The following is a 21,841-nucleotide window of genomic DNA, read 5'->3' as shown; positions in this document are numbered from 1 at the left end:
CCCTGCCCACGATCCCCGCTCCACGCCAGGGTGGTCGTGCAAGCAGGCAGGCCGAGCCGCAGACCAACCAGCCCTCATCGCGCAGTTGTCCACAGGCGCGCATCCGAAGTGTCGCGTGTCGGTTGGAAGCAGTAGAATCGAAAGTATGTTCGATATAGCCACCGACGCGGAGCGCCTCGCAGAAGGACCCGCCGACCTGCCCGGCGGCGCTCGCGGTGACACCGAATCGGCGGAGCGATACGCGAATTGGGCCGCTGAGTGGCTCGCGGAATGGGACCTGTCGGAGTGCGCGCCGGGTGACTCTCGGGCCGTGACGGCGCAAGACGTGATCGAGTTCGCCTTCGACGACGCGGTCGCTCATCAGACACTGGCCAACCAGTCGATCGCGCACCTCGTGTTCGCGGTGCACGAGGCATTCGAGATCGCCAGGGAGAACCCGCAGCTGTACGTTCAGCCGGCCATTCGCTCAACGGTCCCCCACGTGGACGACCTCGATTTCGCCGTGCGGTCCGTCGCGTTCGATCTTGCGCAGCGGCTGCGCCTGAGCGAGAACGTGGTGCGCGACTACGACCACCAGGCAGGTGTGCTCGCCACCGGCCTGCCGAAACTGCGGGACCTGTTCCTCTCCGGGCGCATCTCTCAGCAGCATGTGCGCGCCGCTGTGGACTGTGCCATCGTTCTGCCCGACGCCGATACGACGACAGCCTTCGACGACCGAATGGCAGGCATCGCCGAGGGCCTTCGTGCGGGAGAGTTCGCTCGTCGGTGCCGTCTGCTGCGAGAGCGGATGTGCGCCGACACGCTGCAGGAACGGCACGATCGAGCCAGGCAGAAGCGCCGCGTCGGCGTCGAGGCGGACGAAGACGGTATGGCGTGGCTGAACGCCTACCTGCCCGTTATGGATGCCGTCCGCATCGAAGCCAGACTGCAGGCGGCCGCCCGTGCGCAGCGGTCTCGGCCTGACGAGCACCGCACGCTCGGTCAGCTTCGTGCCGACCTCCTTGCGGAGCTCCTCATCAAAGGACACCTGGACTCAGGCGACTTCTCCCGAGAGGCGGGCGCGGGAGCTGTGGCCGTGCAGCCGTTCCTGCTGATCGACTCCGATGGGCGGTTCGCGGAACTTCTCGGTTACGGTCCGGTCGACCCGCGCAGTGCCGCCGTCGCGCTCCGAAACGCATCGTCGTTCCGAAGGGTGTTCGCTGATCCGACAAAGCCTGCAAGCCTCACACTCGACCGCCGCCGCTACCGACCGACACCCGATCAGCGTCGGTGGCTGCGGATCAAGTACGGACTCGACGACGACGCCGCGCCTTATCTCAGTCTCGGTGCCGACATCGATCACGTGATCGAGTACCAGCACGGCGGTGCTACCGACGTGACGAACCTCCTGCCATTGAAGCCGAGGCTGCATCGGCTCAAGACGGTTACACGGATCCGACTCGAGCCGAAGGCCGAGGGCGGAATTCGGGTGCGAACACCAACCGGGTACGACAGCGATCCGCCACCGTTCTGATATCCGCCACCGTTCTGATGGATGGGGCTGTCCGAAAGCTCCGCCACGCGAGGTTGACTCGGGCGACGTGCCTGCGCCGTCTGCCGACCAGGTGTAGGTGAAGATTCGCGCTCACGGACTCCTGTCAGCGCCGCCGCCGACGTACGCGCCCTACCCCGCAGCCTCGAGGATGCCGCGCAACCGCTCCAGGTCTGCGGCGACGAGGGAGGCATCCCGTGCGAACTCCTCATCGCTGGCATTCAGCTGTCGCAGCGTGAAGATGGCCTCGGCGCCGTCCGGGTGGGCGATCACACGGAACGGGTTGTACGTTCTCTCGCCGGAGGGCAGCGTTACCCAGTGGTCCAGCACGCCGAACTCGTTCCGCGGAGCGAACGTCATTCGGATGCGTCCCATCGGTGAGTCGGTGACGACTGCGTCGCCATCTCGGGTGATCGGGGCATCCGTGAGGCCGGCCGCCCAGCGCGGCAGGTTGTCGGGATCGACGGCGTACTCGTAGACATCCTCGGGAGACCGGCGGATGATCGTGCTCACGTGGCGGCTCTGCATGTGCATCATGCTGCCAGCACCCGACGACGCCGTCGCTCGGGAACCCACTCGCTGGGAATCCGTCGCCGCTCCGAACAGCCGCCGTTGGAGAGTGCGCTGCCCCTGGAGGACGCGAGGCCGTTGGCGAACGCGCGGCCAATGGAAACTCCGAAATCCCCGCCCCCGCATTTCCATTATCCCGCACGGAGGGGGCCTTGCTGCAAGAGCCCATCTGTGGTGCAGAATGGCCGATCGCGCCGGAATTCCGGCGCGATGAGCGCGGGGGGCGATGGATGACGGCAGTGGCAGTGAACACGGACGCCAGGACAGTGGGAGCGAGCACGAACAGCAGGAAAGCGGGAGCGAGAACGAACAGTTGGACAGCGGCAGCGAACACGCACGACGGACCAGCGGGAGCGGACACGACCGACGGGACAGCGGGAGCGAACACGACTGACAGAGCAGCGGGAGCGGACACGGACGGCAGAACAGCGGGAGCGAACACGGACGACGGACCAGCGGGAGTGAACACGGACGACGGATCAGTGCCGCCAAACGGCCAGACGCATCGCGGCGACGGGCCGAGCGCCTTCGACCTGCCGTCGAGGCTGGCAGCGAAAGCGGACCCGGCACTGATCGGGGCGGACGAGGAGCACTTCGCGGCCTTGGCGGACAGCATCGATCGGCAGGTGACGGAGCTCGAGGTCAGGTTGAGCGCCGCTCGCAAGGAGTCAGGCGGCGTAGGGCAGGCCGCGATGGATCGCGACATGGAGATCAGGCGGCTCTCGTCCCGGCTGCGGCTCCTGCGACGATTCGGACTCGACCTGTGTCTCGGTCGCATGGTGCCGGCCGGCGGCGGGGAGCCCGTCTACATCGGACGCCTCGGCCTCACCGACGACGCAGCGGACGGGACGGGCCGCAGGCTGCTCGTCGACTGGCGTGCGCCGGCATCCGCACCGTTCTTCGCTGCGACCCACGCCAACCCCATGGGATTGGCGAGCCGCCGACGCTATCGGTGGGCTCGCGGCCGCATCAGCGACTACTGGGACGAGGTCTTCACTCAGGAGGGGCTCGAGCACAATGCCGCACTCGACGACCAGTCGGCATTCATCGCGAGCCTCGGCAGCAGCAGGTCGCCGCGCATGCGCGACGTGCTCAGCACCATCCAGGCGGACCAGGATGCGATCATCCGCGCCGACTCGCACGGTCCGCTGATCGTCGACGGCGGCCCTGGCACGGGCAAGACCGTCGTGGCGCTGCACAGGGCGGCGTACCTGCTGTACTCGGAGCCGCGCATCTCGTCCGGAGGTGGTGGCGTGCTGTTCATCGGCCCCCATCAGGCCTATCTGGACTACGTGCACGACGTGCTGCCCAGCCTCGGTGAAGAGAGCGTGCAGATCTGCACGCTTCGAGACCTCGTGCCCGAAGGGGCCGACGCGGACGACGAGCGCGACGTGCGCGTCGGGCGGCTGAAGGCATCCGCTCGGCTCGTCGACGCCGTGGAAGCCGCCGTGAGGTATTACGAGCGGGCGCCGCAGACCGAGTTCACGATCGAGACGCCGTGGGGCGAGGTCGAGCTCGGTGCCACGGAGTGGGCGGATGCCTTCGACTCGGCCGAACCGACCGCGACCCACAACGAGGCGCGCGAGCAGGTGTGGGAGGCGCTGCTGGAGATCCTGATCGATCAGATCGATCACGACGAGGCGCCTCCCCACCAGGTGCGCAGGTATCTGATGCGTGAGGACGACTTGACCGAAACGTTCGCGAAGTCGTGGCCGCTGCTCGACCCCGCTGGCGTGGTCGGCGACCTGCTGTCGGTTCCGGCATACCTGCGCCTGTGTGCCCCATGGCTCGACGACGAGGCGGTTCGGATGCTGCAGCGCACCGACGCGCGCGCATGGACGGTCTCCGACCTTCCGCTGCTCGACGCGGCTCGCCAGCGCATCGGCGATCCGGGCGCGGCCAGGCGCGCAACGGAACGTGCCGCCGCGCTCGCCGCGGAGCGCGAGCAGCGGGAGCGCATCACCGAGGACCTGATCGCGGCCGACGACTCAGAGATGCTGCTCATGCGGATGCTCCGCGGCCAGGATCTGAAGAACGCCCTCGTCGACGAGTCGATGCTGCCTGCAGCAGATCCGGATGCTCTCGCCGGCCCGTTCGCGCATGTGATCGTGGACGAGGCGCAAGAGCTCAGCGACGCCGAATGGCAGATGGTGCTCAGGCGGTGCCCGTCGCGAAGCCTCACGATCGTGGGCGACCGAGCGCAAGCAAGACACGGCTTCACCGAGTCATGGCACGACCGGCTGTCCCGGGTGGGCCTGGGCACAGCGGCACTGGCGTCCCTCACCGTCAACTACCGCACCCCGCAGGAGGTCATGGATGCCGCCGAGCCGGTCATCCGCGCCGCAATCCCGGACGCGAATGTGCCGGTCTCGGTCCGCACCAGCGGGCATCCGGTGGTGTACGGCCCGACGTCGAGCCTCAGGGCGACAGTGGACACATGGGAGGCGGAGCACGCGGAAGGGCTCGCGTGCGTGATCGGGGATCCGTCGTTCGAGGGGAGCGCGCGCATCCGCTCCCTGAGCCCGGAGCACGTGAAGGGACTCGAGTTCGACCTCGTCGTGCTCGTCGATCCCGAGCGGTTCGGCTCGGGTGCCGGCGGTGCGGGCATCGAGGGCGCCGTCGACCGCTACGTGGCGATGACTCGGGCGACGCAGCAGCTGGTGATCCTGACCGCGGGCTGAGCAGCGCGGTATGCGGCACCGCAACCTGTCGGTCTGCCCTCGTTACGATCCCAGGGTGACCGCATACTTCGAGAGACTCGACGACACGCATTTCCGCGCCACACCGGCGGTGGGCGGGGCCTGGAATCCGGAAGAGCAGCACATCGCACCCGCCCTCGGGCTGCTTACGCACGTGGTCGAGCGCACCTTTGCCCACCGCCTCGACGACGGGCTGCAGGTCGGGCGGCTGTCTTTCGACATCCTCGGCACGTTGCCGATCGAGGAGGTGGAGGTCGAGGCACACGTGCTCCGGCCCGGACGCACCGTGGAGCTGGTCGAGGCGCGGCTGAGCCACCGCGGCCGGCCGGCAGTGACGCTACGTGCGTGGCTCATGGCCAGGCACGACACCGAGGAGCTGGCGGGGCATGCCCTGCCGACCATGCCGAGCAGGGACCAGTTCGAGGAGTGGCGCGGATTCGACGTGTGGCCGGGCGAGTTCGTGCGCACTGTGGAAATCCACGGACGCAGCCTCGGCCAGGGTCGGGCGCAGGCCTGGTTGCGTCCGCTGGTGCCGCTGCTCGAGCACGAGCCGGTGAGCGCAACCGTGCGGCTCATGAGCATCCTCGACATCGCCAACGGCATCACGCCACGCTTCGAGCCGCAGGCGGTGCTGTTCCCGAACATCGACCTGACCGTCGATTTCGTCGGGGAGCCGCGCGGCGAGTGGCTGGGCTTCGACATCAGCGTCGCGTACGGAGCCGGGGGACTCGGCCTCACCCACACGGTGCTGCACGACGAGCACGGCCCGGTAGGCATGTCGATGCAGAGCCTGACGGTGCGCCCACGGAACTGACGACGGTTCAGCGGCGGAGCGCAGCGGGCCGGGGCAGTCCGAGATCCTCGAGGAGGTCTCCCAACGCCCGGTCCAGTTCCGCGCCTGCCTGGGTGACCTTGTTGATGCCGAAGCCTCGCAGCGCGGCGCTCGGAACGTCGAAGCTCACGATGGTGCCCGCATCCTGAGCGGCGTGCGCCTCGACCCGAAGCGGCGAGTAGAGCATGGCCGACGGATCGTGCCGGAAGAGCCGGGCGCCGATGCCGTGGTTCACGATGAGCCAGACCGCGCTCGGAGTCGCGCTCCCCGCATGGCGCAACAGTTCGCTCGGCGTCCACGACCAGACGCGCACGAAGCCGCTCGGCGACTCCCACTGCAGTCCGCGTGCGAAGCCCGACCAGTCGGGATCCTCGTCGAGGCGCGCCAAGGCATCCGTCTGCGACAACTCGGGCACGGCCTGTTCGAACGCGGCGACGAACGCCTCGAAGCGTGCGTTCGTGTGCAGACGCACGCGGTGCCCGGCGTACTCCTCGATGCTCTCGGTCGCGTCGTAGGTCACCGCAACATCCTGCCGTCCCTTGCGCATCCTCGCTCGGGCCCGCACTTCCGCACGACCGCCATGAAGCCTTAGTCTGGAGGACTTTGCTCGCTCGAAAAGGGAGGTCGAAGTGCCCGTGCAGTTCGATGAACGGTATCCGTCGCAATTGACTGAGCGTCGCGTCGGCGATGAGGATCACCAGGTGATCCGCTGGGTGGGCGAGGCCGCGCCGCCCGCCGATCCCATCCTCATCGTGGAGCCGGACCCGAAGTGGCCGGCGGAGTTCGAACGCGAGGCGGTGACGATCCGTTCCGCACTCGGCGGCCTCATCGTCAGCCTTGAACACGTCGGGTCGACGTCTGTGCCTGGCCTTCCCGCCAAGCCGATCGTCGACATCGACGTGCAGGTTCCCGACTCGTCGAACGAGGATGCCTACGTGCCTGCCCTCACGTCGGTGGGCTACCGCCACGTGCTGCGCGAGCCGTGGTGGAACGGGCACCGGATGCTGGTGCGCGGCGACGGCGGCGTGAACCTGCACGTCTTTCAGGCGGGATCGCCTGAGCCGCTCCGCCACCTGCTGTTCCGGGACTGGCTGCGCACGCATCCAGACGACCGCGACCTCTACGCCGCCGCGAAGCGTCGGCTGGCGGTGGAGACGGCGGACGACCCGGACTCGTACAACCTGGACAAGAACGCCGTGATCGACGACATCTACACGCGCATCTTCAGCGTGCCGCCGCACGAGCATCCGTCTTGGCCGGCCGAGGGGTTCGTTCCCCGCTGATTCACCCCAGCCCCGGTTTTCCATACGCCGGCGATAGCCGGGGTCACGTAACATGCGAGGCCATGCGCGTACTGGTCGTCGAAGACGAGCCTTACATGGCACAGGCCATCCGCGATGGGTTGCGCCTGGAAGCGATCGCATCCGATGTGGCGGGCGACGGCGACTCTGCTCTTGAGCTGCTCAGCGTCAACGCCTACGACATCGCCGTGCTCGATCGGGACATCCCCGGCCCGTCCGGCGACGACGTCGCACAGCGCATCGTGGCCTCGGGCAGTGGGATGCCGATCCTGATGCTCACTGCAGCGGACCGGCTCGACGACAAGGAGTCGGGGTTCGAGCTCGGGGCCGACGACTACCTCACCAAGCCGTTCGAGCTGCGCGAACTGGTGCTGCGGCTCAGGGCGCTCGACCGCAGGCGGGCACGCAGCCGCCCACCCGTGCGAGAACTGGCCGGCCTGCGTCTTGACCCGTTCCGCCGCGAGGTCTACCGGGACGGCCGCTACGTCGCGCTCACCCGCAAGCAGTTCGCCGTGCTCGAGGTGCTGGTGACGGCCGAGGGAGGGGTGGTGAGCGCAGAGGAGCTCCTCGAACGCGCGTGGGATGAGAACGCGGATCCCTTCACCAACGCGGTGCGCATCACCGTCTCGGCTCTGCGCAAGAGGCTCGGCGAGCCGTGGGTCATCGCCACGATGCCCGGCGTCGGCTACCGCATCGATGCGCATCCCGCGGGCAAGGGCAGCGGAGGAGAGCGTGCCTAGGCCGATGGGAATGAGCGTGCGGCTGAAGCTCACGCTCAGCTACGCCGGATTCCTGATGATCGCAGGCGCCCTCCTGCTCGCGGTCGTGTGGCTGTTCCTCCTGCGTTACGTTCCGGCGCAAGCCATCGACGTGTTGGGCACCTTCATACCCGGCCAGGGCGATCTCATCCGCGCATTTCTTCCTGCTGTGACCATGGCGCTCGCGTTCCTGCTGGCCTTCGGCCTGCTCGGCGGCTGGTTTCTCGCCGGCCGGATGCTCGCCCCGCTTGCGCGGATCACGCGGGCGACGCGCATGGCAGGCAACGGCTCTCTTTCGCACCGGATCGACCTGGACGGCCGTCAAGACGAGTTCCGCGAGCTGGCCGACGCCTTCGACGTCATGCTGACCAGGCTCGAGGCGCACGACGCCGAGCAGCGCAGGTTCGCGGCGAATGCCTCACACGAGCTACGCACTCCGCTTGCCATAACGCAGACCCTGCTCGAGGTCGCAGGGAAGGACGAGCATCGCGATGCCAGGGAGCTCATCGAACGGCTCCGCGTCGTCAACGCGAGGGCCATCGACCTGACGGAGGCGTTGCTGCTGCTCAGCCGGGCGGAGCAGCGATCATTCATTCGCGAACCCGTCGATCTGTCGCTCATCGCCGAGGAGGCGGCCGAGACCCTGCTGCCGGTCGCGGAGGAGAACGGGGTCGGCATCGAGACATCGGGCGAGATCACCACGACGCTTGGCTCATATCCGCTCCTGCTTCAGATGACCACGAACCTGTTGCACAACGCGATAGTGCATAACGTTCCCGAGGGCGGGTGGGCTCGGGTCGAGGCCGGCGTGCGTTCCCGCGACGCGGTGCTTGTGGTGGAGAACAGTGGCGAGAAGCTCAGCCCTCAGCTGGTCTCGACGCTGACAGAACCGTTCCAGCGAGGCACGGCGCGCGTTCGCAGGGATCACGCCGGTGTCGGCCTCGGCCTCGCGATCGTCAAGAGCATCGTGCAGGCCCACGACGGAACGCTCGCCCTCTCCGCCTTGGCCGACGGAGGGCTGCGCGTCACGGTTCGGCTGCCAGCAGACACGACGCAGGAGCCCTAGCCTGCCTCTGGGCGCAGGCGTACCCACCGGCAGTGGCGCCCCGCAGCCGTGCCTGCCGACGGCGTCGCCCCGCAGCCGTGCCTACCGGCAGCGTCGCCCCGCAGCCGTGGCCACCGACGGCGGCACCGGGCGGCTGCCAGCGACAGAGCCCTATGTGATCGGGAAGTCGAAGTAGCTGTCCGGGTGCGGTTCCTGCCGCAGCGAGTAGTGCCACCATTCGGCGGGGTACGAGCCGAACCCGCACGACTCCATGATCGAGCGCAGGCGTTCCCGGTTGCGCGTCTCGGCCGCGGAGATCCCCTTCGCTCCGTGGTGCGAGACGCAGTCCATGAGGTCGTGGCCTCCGCCCATCGCGACCAGCTCGCCCGTCGCGAGGTGGTACAGCGTCAGGTCGACCGTGCTCCCCCTGCTGTGCCCCGACCTGGTGGCCACGTAGCCCAGCTCGAACATCTTCGACCTGTCGATATTCGGGTAGTGCCGCTGTTTCGTGCGGCCGTTCTCGGGCTGCCGCGACCAGCGCACGAAGTCATCGACCGCTCGTTGCGGGCGATAACAGTCCCACAGCAGCAGCCCGAAACCGTCGGATGCCGCCTCGTCGCGCGCACGTTCGAGCGCCTCGCACAACGCACGCGTGCCGACGACGCGATTGGCCAGGTACCCGTCCACCGGCCGCCCGGTGAAGTTGTCCCACGTGGCGTACTTGGCGTCCCAGCGGATGCCGGGCACGTGTTCGTCGAGATAGACGAATTCGGTGTTCATCGCCGCCGCCCGGTCAGCGCGAACGACACCAGTCGGTCGATGACCTCGGCCAACGGGATGCCCGCAGCGGCCATCATGCGCGGGTAGCGGCTGTACGAGGTCATGCCGGGGAACGTGTTGACCTCGTTCAGCACGACCTCGCCGTCGTCTTTCAGGAACAGGTCGACGCGAGCCAGGCCACGGCATCCGAGCGCGCGGTACACGTCTCGTGCTGTCTGCTTGACGCGCTGACGGGCCTCCGGCGAGATCTCGGCAGGCACGATGATGGTCGAGTTCTCGGAGCGCACCTCCGGCTCGTCTTCCTGGTGAATGCGGAAGAAGCCGTGCGAGAGCCGGATCTGATCCACCTCGCCAACAATCAGCTCGTTATCGGTCTCGAGAACGGCGCATCCCACCTCGCTGCCCACCACTGCCTCTTCGATCAGCACCTTCGAGTCGTACCTGTGGGCGTTCGACACCGCTCTCGCAAGGTCTTCCCTGCTGTCGACTCGGGTGACGCCGAACGACGACCCTGAGCGCGCGGGCTTCACGAAAACCGGATACGAAGGGCGCACTGGATCGACATGCCCCTCGCCCGTGATGGTCCAGAACGTGGGAGTGGCTATCCCCGCGCTTCGGGCCACCAGGTACGCGAGGGACTTGTCCATCGCGAGGGCCGAGCTCTGGATGTCGCAGCCCGCATACGGGATGCCGGAGAGCTCGAGCAGGCCCTGTGCCGCGCCGTCCTCGCCGAATCTGCCGTGCAGAACGGGAAGCACGACATCGATGCGGATGCGCGTGCTCGCCCCGTTCGCCTCGACCAGCAGCCCGTGAACGTGGCGGTCGGGTGACAGCGTTACGGCCTGCCCGTCTCCGTCGTCCCAGCCGGGGCGCGGGCTGTCGCAGAGCCGCCATTCGCCGCTCGTCGTGATGCCCACGTAGTACGGCTCGTACTTGGCGAGGTTGAGGTTCCTGGCGACTTCCTGGGCCGACTTGACGGAAACGGGGTGCTCTTCGGAGACCCCGCCGAAGATGATCGCGATCTTCGTCTTAAGCATGCTGATGTCCTTCGAACTCGAGGCAGTTGATGATGGTGTTCTTCACCGTGTCGGCGAGTGCGTGGTCGGTGTAGTACGCGGTGTGCGGCGTGATGATCACGTTCGGGAGCTGCTGCAACCGGAGGAGCAGCTGGTTGTCGATCGGCGAGTTCCTGCGATCGGCGTAGAAGATGCCGTCTTCTCCCTCGAGCACGTCGAGCGCGGCACCGCCGAGTTCGCCGTTCTCCAACGCGGACAGCAGGGCAATGGTGTCGATGAGCTGTCCGCGTCCCGTGTTGACGACGAACGCATCGCTCTTCATGAGCGCGAGCCGCCGTCGGTCGATGAGATGGGTGGTCTCGGGCGTCAAGGGTGTGTGCAGCGTGACGATGTCGCTTGAGCGCATCAGCTCATCGAGGCCGACGTACTGCGCGGATGTCTTCGGGCTCCTGTCGTACGCCAGCACGCGGCATCCGAATCCACGGAGCCGCTCGATGACAGCAGCACCTATGCGACCTGTTCCAAGAACTCCGACGGTCGTGTCGCGCAGCTCCCTTCCGCGCACCGGATGCAGCCTGAAGTCGTGCGCCTCTGCCCGCGTGATGACCGACTTCGCGTTGCGCAGAGCCATCAGCATGAGCATCACCGTGTAATCGGCCACGCTGTCCGGCGAATACGCGACGCCCTCGACCATGATTCCGACGCTCCTGGCGAACTCCGCGTCGATGTGGTTGTGCCCCGTGCTGCGCGTCGAGAGGTACCGGACGCCGATCTTGCCGAGCAGCCGGAGGGTGGCGTTCGAGACCCGGGTCTTGTGGCCGACGCTCACGCATCGCTGCCCGATGGCGAGGTGCACGTTCGCTTCGCAGAGCGGCTCTGCGGTGATTCTCGGGGCGATGCCGAAGCGTGGCGCGAGCCGATGGAACTCCTCGGCTTCGTCGCCCTCGCAGCCGTAGACGGCGATCGCGGTTCTCGTGACGGCGGCATCCTTGCGGCGGGAGGCCTCGCGATGGCGCGCGGCGGTCAATAGGGAAGAGGGGGAAGCAGGCCGCACGGTCGTCGGCCCGGTGTGCGCCTGTTGCGCGCGCACGTGCTCGCGTCGCATCTGTTCGCTGTCGGCCATGCGCCCAGCCAACGCGGAGCGGTGTTGCGAGGGCGTATCGGGTTTTCGATATGCCGGCGATATGCGGTGCCCGGTAGCTTCGGACGGTTGGTGTCAGCGGTCGGACGGCCGCATGCCGAGTTGGCGGTCGCGGCCGCCGAGCACGCCGAAGACCACCTGCGCCGCAACCACGCACAGCAGCACCACGAGGGGCAGCACCCAGGCGTCCGTCGCGTCGTGCAGGATGCTGATCACGATGGGCCCGGTCGCGGCCAACAGATAGCCCATCGACTGCGCCATGCCGGAGAGCGAAGCCGACTGGCCGTGGTGGTGGGTGCGCAGCCCGAGGAGCGCGAGCGCCAGCACGATCGAGCCGCCGGATCCCAGGCCGATGAGCGAGATCCAGAGCAGCCCGAGGGCCGGTGCCGCCAGTTGGCCGAGGATGCCTGCGAACATGAACACGCTCACCACGACCGCCATGAGGCGCTGGTCGCTCAGCCGGTTGATCGTCGCCGCACACACCACCGTTCCGGCCAGGCCGAACATCTGGTAGGCGAACTGATGCCACCCGGCGACCGCAGGCGAGACGCCGCCCGCCTGCTCGACCGCAGGCCACCACGTGATCACCGTGTAGTAGATGGTCGACTGCAGCCCCATGAAAAGGGTCACCTGCCAGGCGAGAGCAGCGCCCCACGGTGAGCGGTACCGGTTCGTGGCCCCCGACTCATCGTGCTCGGGCTGCGGCGCGAGTGGCTCGGGGCCGCGCCGCAGCTGCGGGAGGAAGACGGCGAACGCCACAAGGGCCAGCCCCGCCCAGATGCCGAGGGAGATCCGCCAGCCGTGCTGCGAGGCATCCGCTATCGGGACCGCGACTCCCGCTGCGATGGCCGCGAGGCCGGACTGGACCGCGGAATACGTGCCGGTGACGGACCCGACGCGTGACGGATAGTCGCGTTTCACGAGGGCGGGCAGCAGCACGTTGATGAGTGCGATCGCCAACCCGAGGAGCACCGTGCCGACCCACAGGGTGACCTGCCCCGGCCAGGAGCGAGCGATGATACCGATCGCGAGGGCGATCAGCGCCATTCCGAGCGTGCGCTCGATGCCGAGCCGGGCGGCGAGCAGCGGCGCGACGGGCGAGAACAAGCCGAACGCGACGAGCGGAATCGAGATGAGCACGGATGCCGTCACGGCGCTGATGCCGAGATCGCTGCGGATGTCGCCGATCAGCGGGCCGACCGGTGTGATGGCGGCACGCAGGTTGGCGGCGATCAACAGCAGGGCGATCAGCAACATGCCGCCGCGCACCAACGGATCGGTGCGCGCTGCGGCCGAGTCGGTGGACGACAATGGGCCTCGCTTCGTTCTGGTGACCCTATAGAGGGTAGGGGCGCGCGCATCCATTGACACCCGGACGGGGCGCATCCTACGATGAACTCGCATCCAGAATGTTTGCGTAAACATTCTTCTTCCTAGGGCCAGTGTCGCCCCTCGCGGAATTTCTCGTCGGGGTCGCCTGGTCGCGGCTTCTTCGAAAGGTCGATGATGAATTCCAGGGCAAGAGGGGCCGCCACCGGGCGTTCCCGTCGGCGCCGGTCACTGCTGATGGGCCTCCTGGCCACCGCGCTCGGCGCGACGCTGGCGGGCGCAGGCCTCACGCCGGCCGTTGCAGCAGGATCCGATGCGGCAGCGGCACCCGGCAGCGCAGTGACGATCACGCCCAACCCGTGGGATGCCTCAGGGCCGTTCCAGGGCTGGGGCACGTCGCTCGCGTGGTTCGCCAATGCGACGGGCGGGTACCCGGACGCCCTGAAGAATCAGCTCTACGACCTGCTCTTCGGCAAGGACGGCCTCGACCTCACGGTCGCCCGCTACAACATCGGCGGCGGCAACGCGAGCGACGTGGCCGACTACCTGCGCCCGGGTGGTGCGGTGGACGGCTACTGGAAGGCCGACACAACGGGAAAGAGCGGCCTGTACGCCGGCGACACCACGACGCTTGCGAACAAGTCCGCCATCCTCTCCGACTTCGACGCGACCAACGGCGCGTACTACGACTGGAGCCAGGACGCCACGCAGCGCTGGTGGCTCTCCAAGCTCGCGAAAGACCGCGACATCACAGGTCTCGAGGCGTTCGCGAACTCGGCGCCCTGGTTCATGACCGAGTCCGGCTACGTGTCAGGTGGCTTCAACTCGACGGCGCAGCAGCTGAGCACGGATGCCGTCGACAAGTACACGCAATACCTCACGACGGTGACCCAGCACCTCGAGAAGCAGTACGGGATCCGGTTCCAGACCCTCGACCCGTTCAACGAGCCCAACACCAACTACTGGGGCACGACGCTCGTGAACGGCGTGCCGAAGACCGGCGGCCAGGAGGGCATGCACGTCGGTGCGGACCAGCAGCCGCCCGTCATCGCATCGCTGCAGAACGCGCTGACCCAGGCGGGATCGAAGACCAAGATCGCCGCGATGGACGAGACGAACACCTCCCTCTTCGTGACCGACTGGGATTCCTACCCGGCTGCTGCTCAAGCGGCCGTCAGCCAGCTGAACACTCACGCTTACGGCACCTCCGCCAGGCTCCAGGTGCGAGACCGTGCCACGAGCGCCGACAAGAAGCTGTGGATGAGCGAGGTCGAGGGCAACTGGGACTCGAGCGGATTCGTGCCATCGTCGATGACGAACGCGCTCGGCTTCGCGAACCAGATCAACGGTGATCTGAACGGTCTGCGTCCGGCGTCGTGGGTGCTCTGGCAGCCGGTCGAGGACTACTACAACATGCAGGTCAACGAGAAGCTGAACTGGGGCGAGGCCTACATCGACTTCGACTGCAAGTACTACGACACCACGACGAACGCCGTGCTGAAGAGTGCAGGTGCTGCGCCGCAGGGAGACAAGGTGGCGTTCCTGTCGGCTCGGCGAGTGGCGGCGAACGGCGGCTCCACCTCGGGCGTTCCGGAGTGCGGCATCAAGCTGAACTCCAAGTTCAACGTGCTGCGCAACTACACGAACTTCATCCACCCGGGTGACCAGCTCGTGCCGACGAACGACGCGTCCTCGACGGCCGCGATCGGCAGCGACGGCAAGACCGCCACGATCGTGCACTCCAACCCGGGCTCGAGCGCGCAGACGGTCACCATCGACCTGTCCAAGTTCGCCGACATCGCCCGCGGCGCGACCGTCACGGCATACGAGAGCACCGCACCCGACGCGTCCTCAGACGGCACCATCGCCCAGATCAAGGCGACGGGCATCGTCAAGCAGGCACCGGTGGCCGTGGACCTCAGTGGCAAGTCGGCCACCGTCACGGTGCCAGCCGGTTCCGTCACGACACTCGTCGTGAAGGGCGTTTCGGGAGCGGTTGCGGATGTTCGCGACGGCGCCACCTACCAGCTCGCGGGCATCCAGTCCGGGCTCGCGCTGACGGATGCCTCGGCCTCTTCGTCGACGACCGCCACGACCATCACCACCCCGGCAACGACGACCGATGCGGCCACGACCCAGAAGTGGACCTTCCACCGGGTTCAGGACGCGGCCCAGCATGCAACCAAGCAGTACGTGCTGACCACGCCCAGTGGCGGCGTACTCACGGCCACGAGCTCGGGAACGGCCATCAGTTCGCTCACGCTCGATGCGGCGAAGGCCGACCCGAACGCGCTCTGGGCGCTGCAGACCACCGATGGCAGCACCTACTCCCTCGTGAACAAAGCCCTCTCCGCGGCACTAGACGTGGGCGGGCAGGCGACCAAGAACGGCTCGGCAGTCGGCGTCTACGGCTCAACGGGCGGCACGAACCAGGCCTGGTCGCTTCGCTCGATCACGCCGACCGGTGCTGTTCAGCAGGTCGTGCCGACGCCGGTCGGCACTCCGCCGACCCTGCCGGCAACGCTGACGCCGACGTACGCCTGGGGCAACGGCACGCCCGTGCCGGTCACGTGGCAGACCGTGCCGAAGTCGGCTTGGAGCAAGGAGGGGTCGACCGCTGTGAAGGGCACGGCCACCGACGTGTTCGGCAACCGGGTCACTGGTACCGTGCTCGTCGTCGCGGGGCCCTACGCGGTCACGGATCCGACATCCGTCACGGTCCCGGCCGGCACTGCGCTGAGTGCCGTCGAGTCGGCGGCGCCCGGCACCGTTCAGGCACGCATCGGCGACGTCGCGGATGAGAGCTTCCCGGTCGACGCGACGTGGAGCTGGGGCGCGCTGAGCGACGCATCCTTCGCCTCCCCTGGCGTCGTGTCCGTTGCCGGTTCCGTGGCCTCCAATGTGACCGGCTCGCCCGATCTTCCGGCGACGCTGAACGTCATCGTCGTGGGCGAAGGGGGAAGCAGCGACCTGTGCGGTCCGGGCACGCCGGTAACCGTCAGTGCTGGTTACACCGAGGGTTCGTATGCGGCGTCACGCACGTGCGACGGCACCGTGAGCACCTCGAACTACTGGTCGGACTGGAAGAACGGTGGCATAAGCGCCGACACGCTCACGTACGAGCTGGGGTCCTCCCGCAGCGCGAGCTCGGTGGATGTCACGCCGACCGAGCGCGCGCCGCTCGCGATCACGGTGCAGTACCGCGACGCCGGTGGCAACTGGGTGAACACCTCGGCGGTCGGTGTCACCGCGTTCTCCAATGACGCGACGACGCCCGTGCCGTTCACTCCGGTGACGACCTCGGCGCTGCGTCTGCAGCTGTCGCTGAACTACTACACGAAGATCTCCGAAGTCGCGATCAACGTGGCCGCGCCTGCCCCGTCGTCCGTCGCGACGCTGGCCGCACTGCGGGTCGGCAACACTGCGATCAGTGGATTCGACCCGGCGACGAACACCTACCAGGTGTCGGCGTCCGGCCCGACTCCGCCGGTCGTCGTCGCGGTGCCCACCGACGCGAACGCGACCGTCACGATCGACCAGGCCACCAAGCGCGACCCCGTCGCGATGGTGAAAGTGGTCGCGGTCGACGGCACGACCTCGCAGACCTACACGGTGACGTTCGTGCGCAAGTGAGGCGCGCGTAACGACGCAGTGCTGACGCGGCGGGGCTATCCCGGGATCGGGGCGGCCCCGCCGTCGTTCGTCCAGCGAGCGGGGCGGCCGCGGTCGTTCGCGCACGGATGCTAGTAGTCGCCGTACTAGCGTTGGTACGTGGGCATCCCGCAGCAGAGCAGGTCGGAACTCGGTGCGTTCCTTCGGGCGCGGCGTGAGAATCTGTCGCGGGCGGATGCCGGCCTGCCGCCCGTAGGACGCGCCCGCACGAGCGGACTACGACGCGAGGAGGTGTCGTACCTCAGCGGAGTCAGTGTCACCTGGTACACCTGGCTCGAGCAGGGGCGGGACATCCATCCGTCCCGGCAGGTGCTCGACGCGCTGGCCCGCACCCTGCGCCTCACTGTCACAGAGCATGCGTACCTGCTCTCGCTGGCCGGCTACTCGCCGGCGACGGCCGCCGCCCCTGCCCCCGTCGCCACAGCGCCCGCACAGTTGCAACGGCTCATGGACGCGCTCGCCGGCTCACCCGCCTACACGATCACTGCCGACTGGCGCATCGCAGGATGGAACGCGGCGTACGCCGCTCTCTACCCGGGCGTCGCGAGCGCACGTGCCGAAGACCGCAACCTGCTCTGGCTCGTCTTCACCGATCCCTACGTGCGTGAGCTGCTTCCCGACTGGGACGTGACCAGCCGGCGCTTCGTCGCCGAGTTCCGTGCGGATGCCGGCCCGCGCCTCGGCGACCCCTCCTACCTCGACCTCGTCGCGCGTCTCGAGGAGGCGAGCCCGGAGTTCCGTTCGGCGTGGGCCGCCCACGACATCGAGGGGTTCGCGTCGCGCGAGCGGGTGTTCCGGCATCCCGCTGCGGGCATGCTCACGTTGGAGCATCACCAGTTCGTGCCGTCCGACCACCCGGACCTGCACGTGATCATCTACACGCCCGCTCCCGGAACGGATGCCGCCGCCCGCCTCGCCGCCATCACGAGCGGCGCCCAGGTGCCGGCGTGCACGGCTACCCTCGCCACATGACGACACCGCACCAGTCCGCCGAGTTCGACGCCATCGTCCGACGCCTCCGCGCGGCCGGGTGCGTCTTCGCCGAGGACGAGGCGAGGCTGATCGTCGACGAGGCGGTCGATGCCGCCCAGACTGACGACTTCGTCAGCCGGCGGGTCGCAGGCGAACCGCTCGAGTACATCCTGGGCTGGGCGGAGTTCCGCGGCCTGCGAGTCACCGTCGCTCCCGGGGTCTTCGTCCCCCGGCAACGCACCAGCGTGCTGGTGCGGGAGGCGCTCCGTGTTGCTCAGACGGCACCCGTCGTGCTCGACCTGTGCTGCGGTGCGGGTGCGATCGGTGCCGCCGTCCTGGCCGAGCGTCCGGATGCGGCGGTGTACGCCGCTGACATCGACCCGGCTGCCGCCGAATGCGCGCGCCGCACCCTCGCCGACGTCGCCCTCTTGCTCGGGGCGCGCGCCGAGGATGAAGACGTCGCACGACACGCTCGCGTGGAGCCCAAGGTCTACACGGGCGACCTCTACAGCCCGCTGCCCGAGCAGCTGGCCGGCAGCATCGACGTGATCGTCGCGAACGCGCCGTACGTGCCGACCGACGAGATCCGACTCATGCCGCCCGAGGCGCGCGAGCACGAGGCGAACGCGGCACTCGACGGCGGTGACGACGGACTCGCGCTGCAGCGCCGCGTGGTGTCCGAGGCGCGCGAGTGGCTCGCACCTCGGGGCCACGTGCTCATCGAGACCAGTAGGAGGCAGGCATCCGCGACCGCAGGCATCCTGGAGGCATCCGGCTTCGCAGCCTCGATCGTGCATGACGACGAGGTCGACGGCACGGTCGCGATCGGATCGCTGGGCGACGCTCCCAGCCCGCGCGTACTCTACGGCGGGTAGAATCGACGAGGCCCGGGCATCCGATCGCGGCGTACCGCGCGCGCTGACGGCAGCAACACCGTGCGACGCATTCCGGATGCCGCCACCCATCTGCACGAAAGAAGTCACGTGAGCACAGCCGCGTCTCCGCGCGTGAGCCCGGATCGCTTCTGGGTCGTCGCTCTCGTGCGTGCGATCGTCGCACTCGTCGCGGGCGGCTTCGTGACGTTCGACCCCGACCACTCCGCGCACATCGGCATGATCGTGTTCGGAAGCTTCGCGCTGCTCGAAGGCATTGTGATCGGCGCAGGCGCGCTGCTGCTCGAGGATGCCTTCACCAAGTGGCTCTTCGTCGCACAGGGCGCGCTCGGCGTCGTTGTGGGTGCGGCGGCACTCGCCCTCAATGGGGCAGGCCTCGGCGCACTGCTCTACGGCGTGAGCGTGTGGGCGGCCCTGACCGGGTTTGCCGAGCTGTACTGCGGAGTGCGGACGCGCGGCCGCTCCGAATCCTCCCGCGATTGGATCCTGGTGGGCACGCTGACCGCGGTGCTCGCGCTGGTGTTCCTCGTCATCCCGCCGGACTCCGTGTTGGCCGTGGGTCTGTTCGGTGCGTACGCCGTCATCGTCGGCGTCTACGTGGGAATCGGCGCCTTCACACTCAAGTTCGGACTCGCGCACGGTCACGAGGGCGACGCTCCGGGCGGCATCCGCACCCCGGATGCAGACAAGCGCGGCCTCGGCGGGCGGAATGCAACGCCAGCCGCCACGACAGACGAGAACGCTCCGGAGAAACACCAGTGACCGACGACAAGACCCCCGCGGACCGCACGCCAAGCCTGCGCGACCGCATGAAGCCGGTTGAATTCCTGGGCATCGCGGCCGTGCTCGCGCTGTTCGTCGGCCTCATCGTGCTGATGGCCACCCGCGAACCCGTGCTCGCGATCGTCTTCTTCGGCATCGCGTTCATCGTCACGCTCGTCGTGCTCGCGATGTTCGCGCTCGGGTTCAAGCCCGACGACGAGGAACGACGCGATCTCGCCGAGCTGAACGGTGAGCAACCGCAGCTTCCGGACGGCACGGATTCCGGCACGACCGGCCCCGACGGCCGCCGTCCCCCGCGCAACCCGCACGACTGAGCTGCAGGACTCAGCCGCCCGACTGAGCCGCACGGCTGAGCTGCACCGCTCAGCTGCACGACTGCGCTGCGCGGCGCACCTGCGCGCGTATCGGCCGGCTCTAGTCGTCGCGCCGCTCGGGATGCGTGCCCCGCGCTATCGCCCGAGGTACTCGACCAATTCGGATGCCAGCCCCGTGTAACCAGCCGGCGTCAGCTCGAGCAAGCGCGCCTTGGCATCCTCGCCGATGTCCAGGGTGTCGATGAACGCCGCAAGCCCTTCCCTGTCCACGCGTTTGCCCCTCGTGAGGTCCTTCAGCAGAGCGTAGGGGTCGCTGATCGACGACCGGCCGGCAGCCACCTCGCCCCGGATGACGGTCTGGATGGCCTCGCCCAGCACCTCCCAGTTCGCGTCGAGGTCGCGCGCGAGGGCATCCTCGTCGATCGCGATCTCGGTGAGTCCGCGCTGGATGTTGTCGAGCGCGAGCAGTGAGTGCCCCAACCCGACGCCGATGTTCCTCTGCGTGGTGGAGTCGGTGAGGTCGCGCTGCAGCCGGCTGGTCACGAGCGTGGACGCGAGCGAGTCGAGCACAGCGCACGAGAGCTCGAGGTTCGCCTCCGCATTCTCGAACCTGATCGGGTTGATCTTGTGCGGCATTGTCGACGACCCCGTGGCGCCGGCCTGTGGAATCTGCCTGAAGTAGCCGAGCGAGATGTAGGTCCAGACATCCGTCGCGAGGTTGTGAAGCACCCGGTTCGCGTGAGCGATGCGGCCGTAGAGCTCGGCCTGCCAGTCGTGCGACTCGATCTGGGTGGTGAGCGGGTTCCAGGTCAGGCCAAGCGACTCGACGAACTCCTTCGAGATCGCGGGCCAGTCCGCGGCCGGGTCGGCAGCGAGGTGCGCCGAGAACGTGCCGGTGGCGCCGCTGAACTTGCCGAGGTATTCGCTGCCCTCCACCTGTGCACCGATGCGCTCGAGCCGGTACACGAACACGGCGAGTTCCTTGCCCATCGTCGTGGGCGTCGCAGGCTGACCGTGCGTGTGGGCGAGCATCGAGGCATCCCGCAACTCGATCGCCCGCGACCGCAGAGCCTCAACGACTGCCCGGAACTTGGGCAGCCACACCCGGCGAACCGCGTCCGAGACCGTGAGCGCATAGGAGAGGTTGTTGATGTCTTCGCTCGTGCAGGCGAAGTGCGTGAGCTCGGCGATGGCATCCAGGCCGAGCTCGTGCAGCTTCTCGCGCACGAGGTATTCGACGGCCTTCACGTCGTGCCTGGTCGTCGCCTCGAGCGTGGCCAACCGGTCGATCTCGTCCTGTCCGAAGTCCGTGACGAGCCCGCGCAGAGCGGATGCCTGCTCCTCGCCGAGCGGCTCGCTCCCGAACATGCGGTGCGAGGTGAGATACAGCAGCCATTCCACCTCCACCTGCACGCGAGCGCGGTTCAGCCCGGCCTCGGAGAGGAAGTCGCCGAGCTCGGTGACTGCCGGCCGATACCGGCCGTCGAGCGGGCTGAGCGGCTGAGGGGGAAGGGAGGTCATGGCTTTCCTTGTGCTTGTGGCGGCAGATCCGCCTGCGCGGTGTCGTCTTCGGCCGCTCCGTCGCGTCCCCGTGAGGATGCCCGCGCCTGGCTGCGCAGCGCGGGCGCCAGTTGGCCGAGCAGCGCCCGGTCTGCGCGCTCGATCATTCCGAGCACGGCGGCGAAGAGGGTGTGGTCTGAGTAGTAGGGGTCGGGAACATCCAGGGACTGCGCCCGCGGCGATTCGAAGCTGCGCAGCAGCTGAACCTTGCTGCGGTCGACGTCATTGGTCGCCCAGTTCTTCAGGATCCGCTCGTGGCTGCGGTCCAGAGCCACGACCAGGTCGAGGTCCGCGAACCAGGCCGGGTCGAACTGTCTGGCGCGGTGCGCGGACCCGTCATAGCCGTGGGCCTGCAGCACCTCGACGGCACGAGGGTCGGCCTGCTCGCCGACATGCCAGTCGCCCGTGCCGGCCGACGAGATCCGCACCCGGTCGGCGAGCCCGGCCTCCTCGGTGAGTTTGCGCAGCACCACTTCGGCGATCGGCGAACGGCAGATGTTTCCGCTGCAGACGAAGCAGATGCCGAACGGCGCGAAGCTCATGACTCCATTCTGCTGCAGCCCGGGAGCGCTCGTGGTTGCGGTCAAGCCGACGACCGCCCCTCCCCAGGCGCCGCCGTGCCGGGGCTCTCCCCATTTCCGGGGC

At 68.1% G+C, this 21,841-nt stretch carries 19 protein-coding genes; 11 read left to right on the top strand and 8 right to left on the bottom strand.

Translation table 11 applies throughout. The annotated features are described in order from the left end of the window. Positions 1-145: 145 nt before the first annotated feature. Positions 146-1,513, top strand: coding sequence for a DUF222 domain-containing protein (locus ACO2Q7_RS10210; RefSeq protein ID WP_423355498.1), 1,368 nt, complete (start codon positions 146-148; stop codon positions 1,511-1,513). A 150-nt stretch (positions 1,514-1,663) separates the two neighbouring features. Here the strand turns inward: ACO2Q7_RS10210 and ACO2Q7_RS10205 are convergent, their stop codons facing one another. Then, positions 1,664-2,059, bottom strand: coding sequence for an SRPBCC family protein (locus tag ACO2Q7_RS10205; protein WP_423355497.1), 396 nt, complete (start codon positions 2,057-2,059; stop codon positions 1,664-1,666). 524 nt (positions 2,060-2,583) lie between these two features. On the opposite strand from ACO2Q7_RS10205, the gene helR reads away from it, so the two are divergent. Beyond that, positions 2,584-4,782, top strand: coding sequence for an RNA polymerase recycling motor ATPase HelR (helR, locus tag ACO2Q7_RS10200; protein ID WP_423356003.1), 2,199 nt, complete (start codon positions 2,584-2,586; stop codon positions 4,780-4,782). Between the two features lie 55 nt (positions 4,783-4,837). Beyond that, on the top strand, positions 4,838-5,614 hold the full coding sequence (locus ACO2Q7_RS10195; RefSeq protein ID WP_423355496.1) for a thioesterase family protein: 777 nt from the start codon (positions 4,838-4,840) through the stop codon (positions 5,612-5,614). 7 nt (positions 5,615-5,621) lie between these two features. Here the strand turns inward: ACO2Q7_RS10195 and ACO2Q7_RS10190 are convergent, their stop codons facing one another. Further along, positions 5,622-6,152 (bottom strand): hypothetical protein, encoded by a 531-nt coding sequence (locus ACO2Q7_RS10190; protein ID WP_423355495.1) that lies wholly within the window; start codon positions 6,150-6,152, stop codon positions 5,622-5,624. A 109-nt stretch (positions 6,153-6,261) separates the two neighbouring features. Between ACO2Q7_RS10190 and ACO2Q7_RS10185 the strand changes: the two genes are divergently transcribed. The 3 genes from ACO2Q7_RS10185 to ACO2Q7_RS10175 all read left to right on the top strand — a co-directional run bounded on the left by ACO2Q7_RS10185 (position 6,262) and on the right by ACO2Q7_RS10175 (position 8,757). Beyond that, positions 6,262-6,915, top strand: coding sequence for a GrpB family protein (locus ACO2Q7_RS10185; protein ID WP_423355494.1), 654 nt, complete (start codon positions 6,262-6,264; stop codon positions 6,913-6,915). Positions 6,916-6,977: 62 nt separating this feature from the next. Continuing rightward, positions 6,978-7,673, top strand: a complete 696-nt coding sequence (locus tag ACO2Q7_RS10180; protein ID WP_423355493.1) for a response regulator transcription factor — start codon at positions 6,978-6,980, stop codon at positions 7,671-7,673. Between the two features lie 10 nt (positions 7,674-7,683). Next, a complete protein-coding gene (locus tag ACO2Q7_RS10175; RefSeq protein WP_423356002.1) occupies positions 7,684-8,757 on the top strand; it encodes a sensor histidine kinase in 1,074 nt (357 codons plus the stop codon). Positions 8,758-8,907: 150 nt separating this feature from the next. Here ACO2Q7_RS10175 and vanX read toward each other — a convergent pair whose 3' ends face one another. The 4 genes from vanX to ACO2Q7_RS10155 form a co-directional block, all read right to left on the bottom strand. After that, positions 8,908-9,516, bottom strand: a complete 609-nt coding sequence (vanX, locus tag ACO2Q7_RS10170) for a D-Ala-D-Ala dipeptidase VanX (protein ID WP_423355492.1) — start codon at positions 9,514-9,516, stop codon at positions 8,908-8,910. Continuing rightward, on the bottom strand, positions 9,513-10,553 hold the full coding sequence (gene vanA / locus ACO2Q7_RS10165; protein WP_423355491.1) for a D-alanine--(R)-lactate ligase: 1,041 nt from the start codon (positions 10,551-10,553) through the stop codon (positions 9,513-9,515). The genes vanX and vanA overlap by 4 nt, the downstream gene beginning before the upstream one ends. After that, positions 10,546-11,655, bottom strand: a complete 1,110-nt coding sequence (locus tag ACO2Q7_RS10160; protein WP_423355490.1) for a D-isomer specific 2-hydroxyacid dehydrogenase family protein — start codon at positions 11,653-11,655, stop codon at positions 10,546-10,548. The genes vanA and ACO2Q7_RS10160 overlap by 8 nt, the downstream gene beginning before the upstream one ends. Before the next feature lie 93 nt (positions 11,656-11,748). Then, positions 11,749-12,984, bottom strand: coding sequence for a CynX/NimT family MFS transporter (locus ACO2Q7_RS10155; RefSeq protein ID WP_423355489.1), 1,236 nt, complete (start codon positions 12,982-12,984; stop codon positions 11,749-11,751). 192 nt (positions 12,985-13,176) lie between these two features. Between ACO2Q7_RS10155 and ACO2Q7_RS10150 the strand changes: the two genes are divergently transcribed. From ACO2Q7_RS10150 to ACO2Q7_RS10130, 5 genes are all read left to right on the top strand, one after another. Then, positions 13,177-16,635, top strand: a complete 3,459-nt coding sequence (locus ACO2Q7_RS10150; protein ID WP_423355488.1) for an RICIN domain-containing protein — start codon at positions 13,177-13,179, stop codon at positions 16,633-16,635. Positions 16,636-16,779: 144 nt separating this feature from the next. Continuing rightward, positions 16,780-17,646 (top strand): helix-turn-helix transcriptional regulator, encoded by an 867-nt coding sequence (locus ACO2Q7_RS10145; protein ID WP_423356001.1) that lies wholly within the window; start codon positions 16,780-16,782, stop codon positions 17,644-17,646. Further along, positions 17,643-18,521 carry a putative protein N(5)-glutamine methyltransferase gene (locus ACO2Q7_RS10140; protein ID WP_423355487.1) on the top strand — a complete coding sequence of 293 codons (879 nt, stop codon included), beginning with the start codon at positions 17,643-17,645 and terminating at the stop codon, positions 18,519-18,521. The genes ACO2Q7_RS10145 and ACO2Q7_RS10140 overlap by 4 nt, the downstream gene beginning before the upstream one ends. 108 nt (positions 18,522-18,629) lie before the next feature. Then, on the top strand, positions 18,630-19,301 hold the full coding sequence (locus tag ACO2Q7_RS10135; protein ID WP_423355486.1) for an HdeD family acid-resistance protein: 672 nt from the start codon (positions 18,630-18,632) through the stop codon (positions 19,299-19,301). Beyond that, entirely contained in the window at positions 19,298-19,636 is a 339-nt protein-coding gene (locus ACO2Q7_RS10130) for a hypothetical protein (protein ID WP_423355485.1), read from the top strand. The genes ACO2Q7_RS10135 and ACO2Q7_RS10130 overlap by 4 nt, the downstream gene beginning before the upstream one ends. 135 nt (positions 19,637-19,771) lie before the next feature. On the opposite strand, the gene purB is transcribed toward ACO2Q7_RS10130, so the two are convergent. Further along, entirely contained in the window at positions 19,772-21,157 is a 1,386-nt protein-coding gene (purB, locus tag ACO2Q7_RS10125) for an adenylosuccinate lyase (protein ID WP_423355484.1), read from the bottom strand. Continuing rightward, on the bottom strand, positions 21,154-21,738 hold the full coding sequence (locus ACO2Q7_RS10120; RefSeq protein WP_423355483.1) for a low molecular weight protein-tyrosine-phosphatase: 585 nt from the start codon (positions 21,736-21,738) through the stop codon (positions 21,154-21,156). The genes purB and ACO2Q7_RS10120 overlap by 4 nt, the downstream gene beginning before the upstream one ends. Positions 21,739-21,841 lie beyond the last annotated feature (103 nt).

Origin of the sequence: Rathayibacter sp. KR2-224 (assembly GCF_049446075.1) — a bacterium.
Lineage (GTDB): Bacteria > Actinomycetota > Actinomycetes > Actinomycetales > Microbacteriaceae > Humibacter.
Note: the sequence above shows the minus strand (reverse complement) of the source record. Positions and strands in the feature narration are given on the sequence as shown.

Excerpts from the sequence above, each read along its gene's own strand:
- ACO2Q7_RS10210 (WP_423355498.1), top strand. The coding sequence starts at position 146 with ATGTTCGATATAGCCACCGACGCGGAGCGCCTCGCAGAAGGACCCGCC.
- ACO2Q7_RS10205 (WP_423355497.1), bottom strand. The coding sequence starts at position 2,059 with ATGCAGAGCCGCCACGTGAGCACGATCATCCGCCGGTCTCCCGAGGAT.
- ACO2Q7_RS10180 (WP_423355493.1), top strand. The coding sequence starts at position 6,978 with ATGCGCGTACTGGTCGTCGAAGACGAGCCTTACATGGCACAGGCCATC.
- ACO2Q7_RS10175 (WP_423356002.1), top strand. The coding sequence starts at position 7,684 with ATGAGCGTGCGGCTGAAGCTCACGCTCAGCTACGCCGGATTCCTGATG.
- vanX (WP_423355492.1), bottom strand. The coding sequence starts at position 9,516 with ATGAACACCGAATTCGTCTATCTCGACGAACACGTGCCCGGCATCCGC.
- vanA (WP_423355491.1), bottom strand. The coding sequence starts at position 10,553 with ATGCTTAAGACGAAGATCGCGATCATCTTCGGCGGGGTCTCCGAAGAG.
- ACO2Q7_RS10160 (WP_423355490.1), bottom strand. The coding sequence starts at position 11,655 with ATGGCCGACAGCGAACAGATGCGACGCGAGCACGTGCGCGCGCAACAG.
- ACO2Q7_RS10150 (WP_423355488.1), top strand. The coding sequence starts at position 13,177 with ATGATGAATTCCAGGGCAAGAGGGGCCGCCACCGGGCGTTCCCGTCGG.
- ACO2Q7_RS10140 (WP_423355487.1), top strand. The coding sequence starts at position 17,643 with ATGACGACACCGCACCAGTCCGCCGAGTTCGACGCCATCGTCCGACGC.
- purB (WP_423355484.1), bottom strand. The coding sequence starts at position 21,157 with ATGACCTCCCTTCCCCCTCAGCCGCTCAGCCCGCTCGACGGCCGGTAT.
- ACO2Q7_RS10120 (WP_423355483.1), bottom strand. The coding sequence starts at position 21,738 with ATGAGCTTCGCGCCGTTCGGCATCTGCTTCGTCTGCAGCGGAAACATC.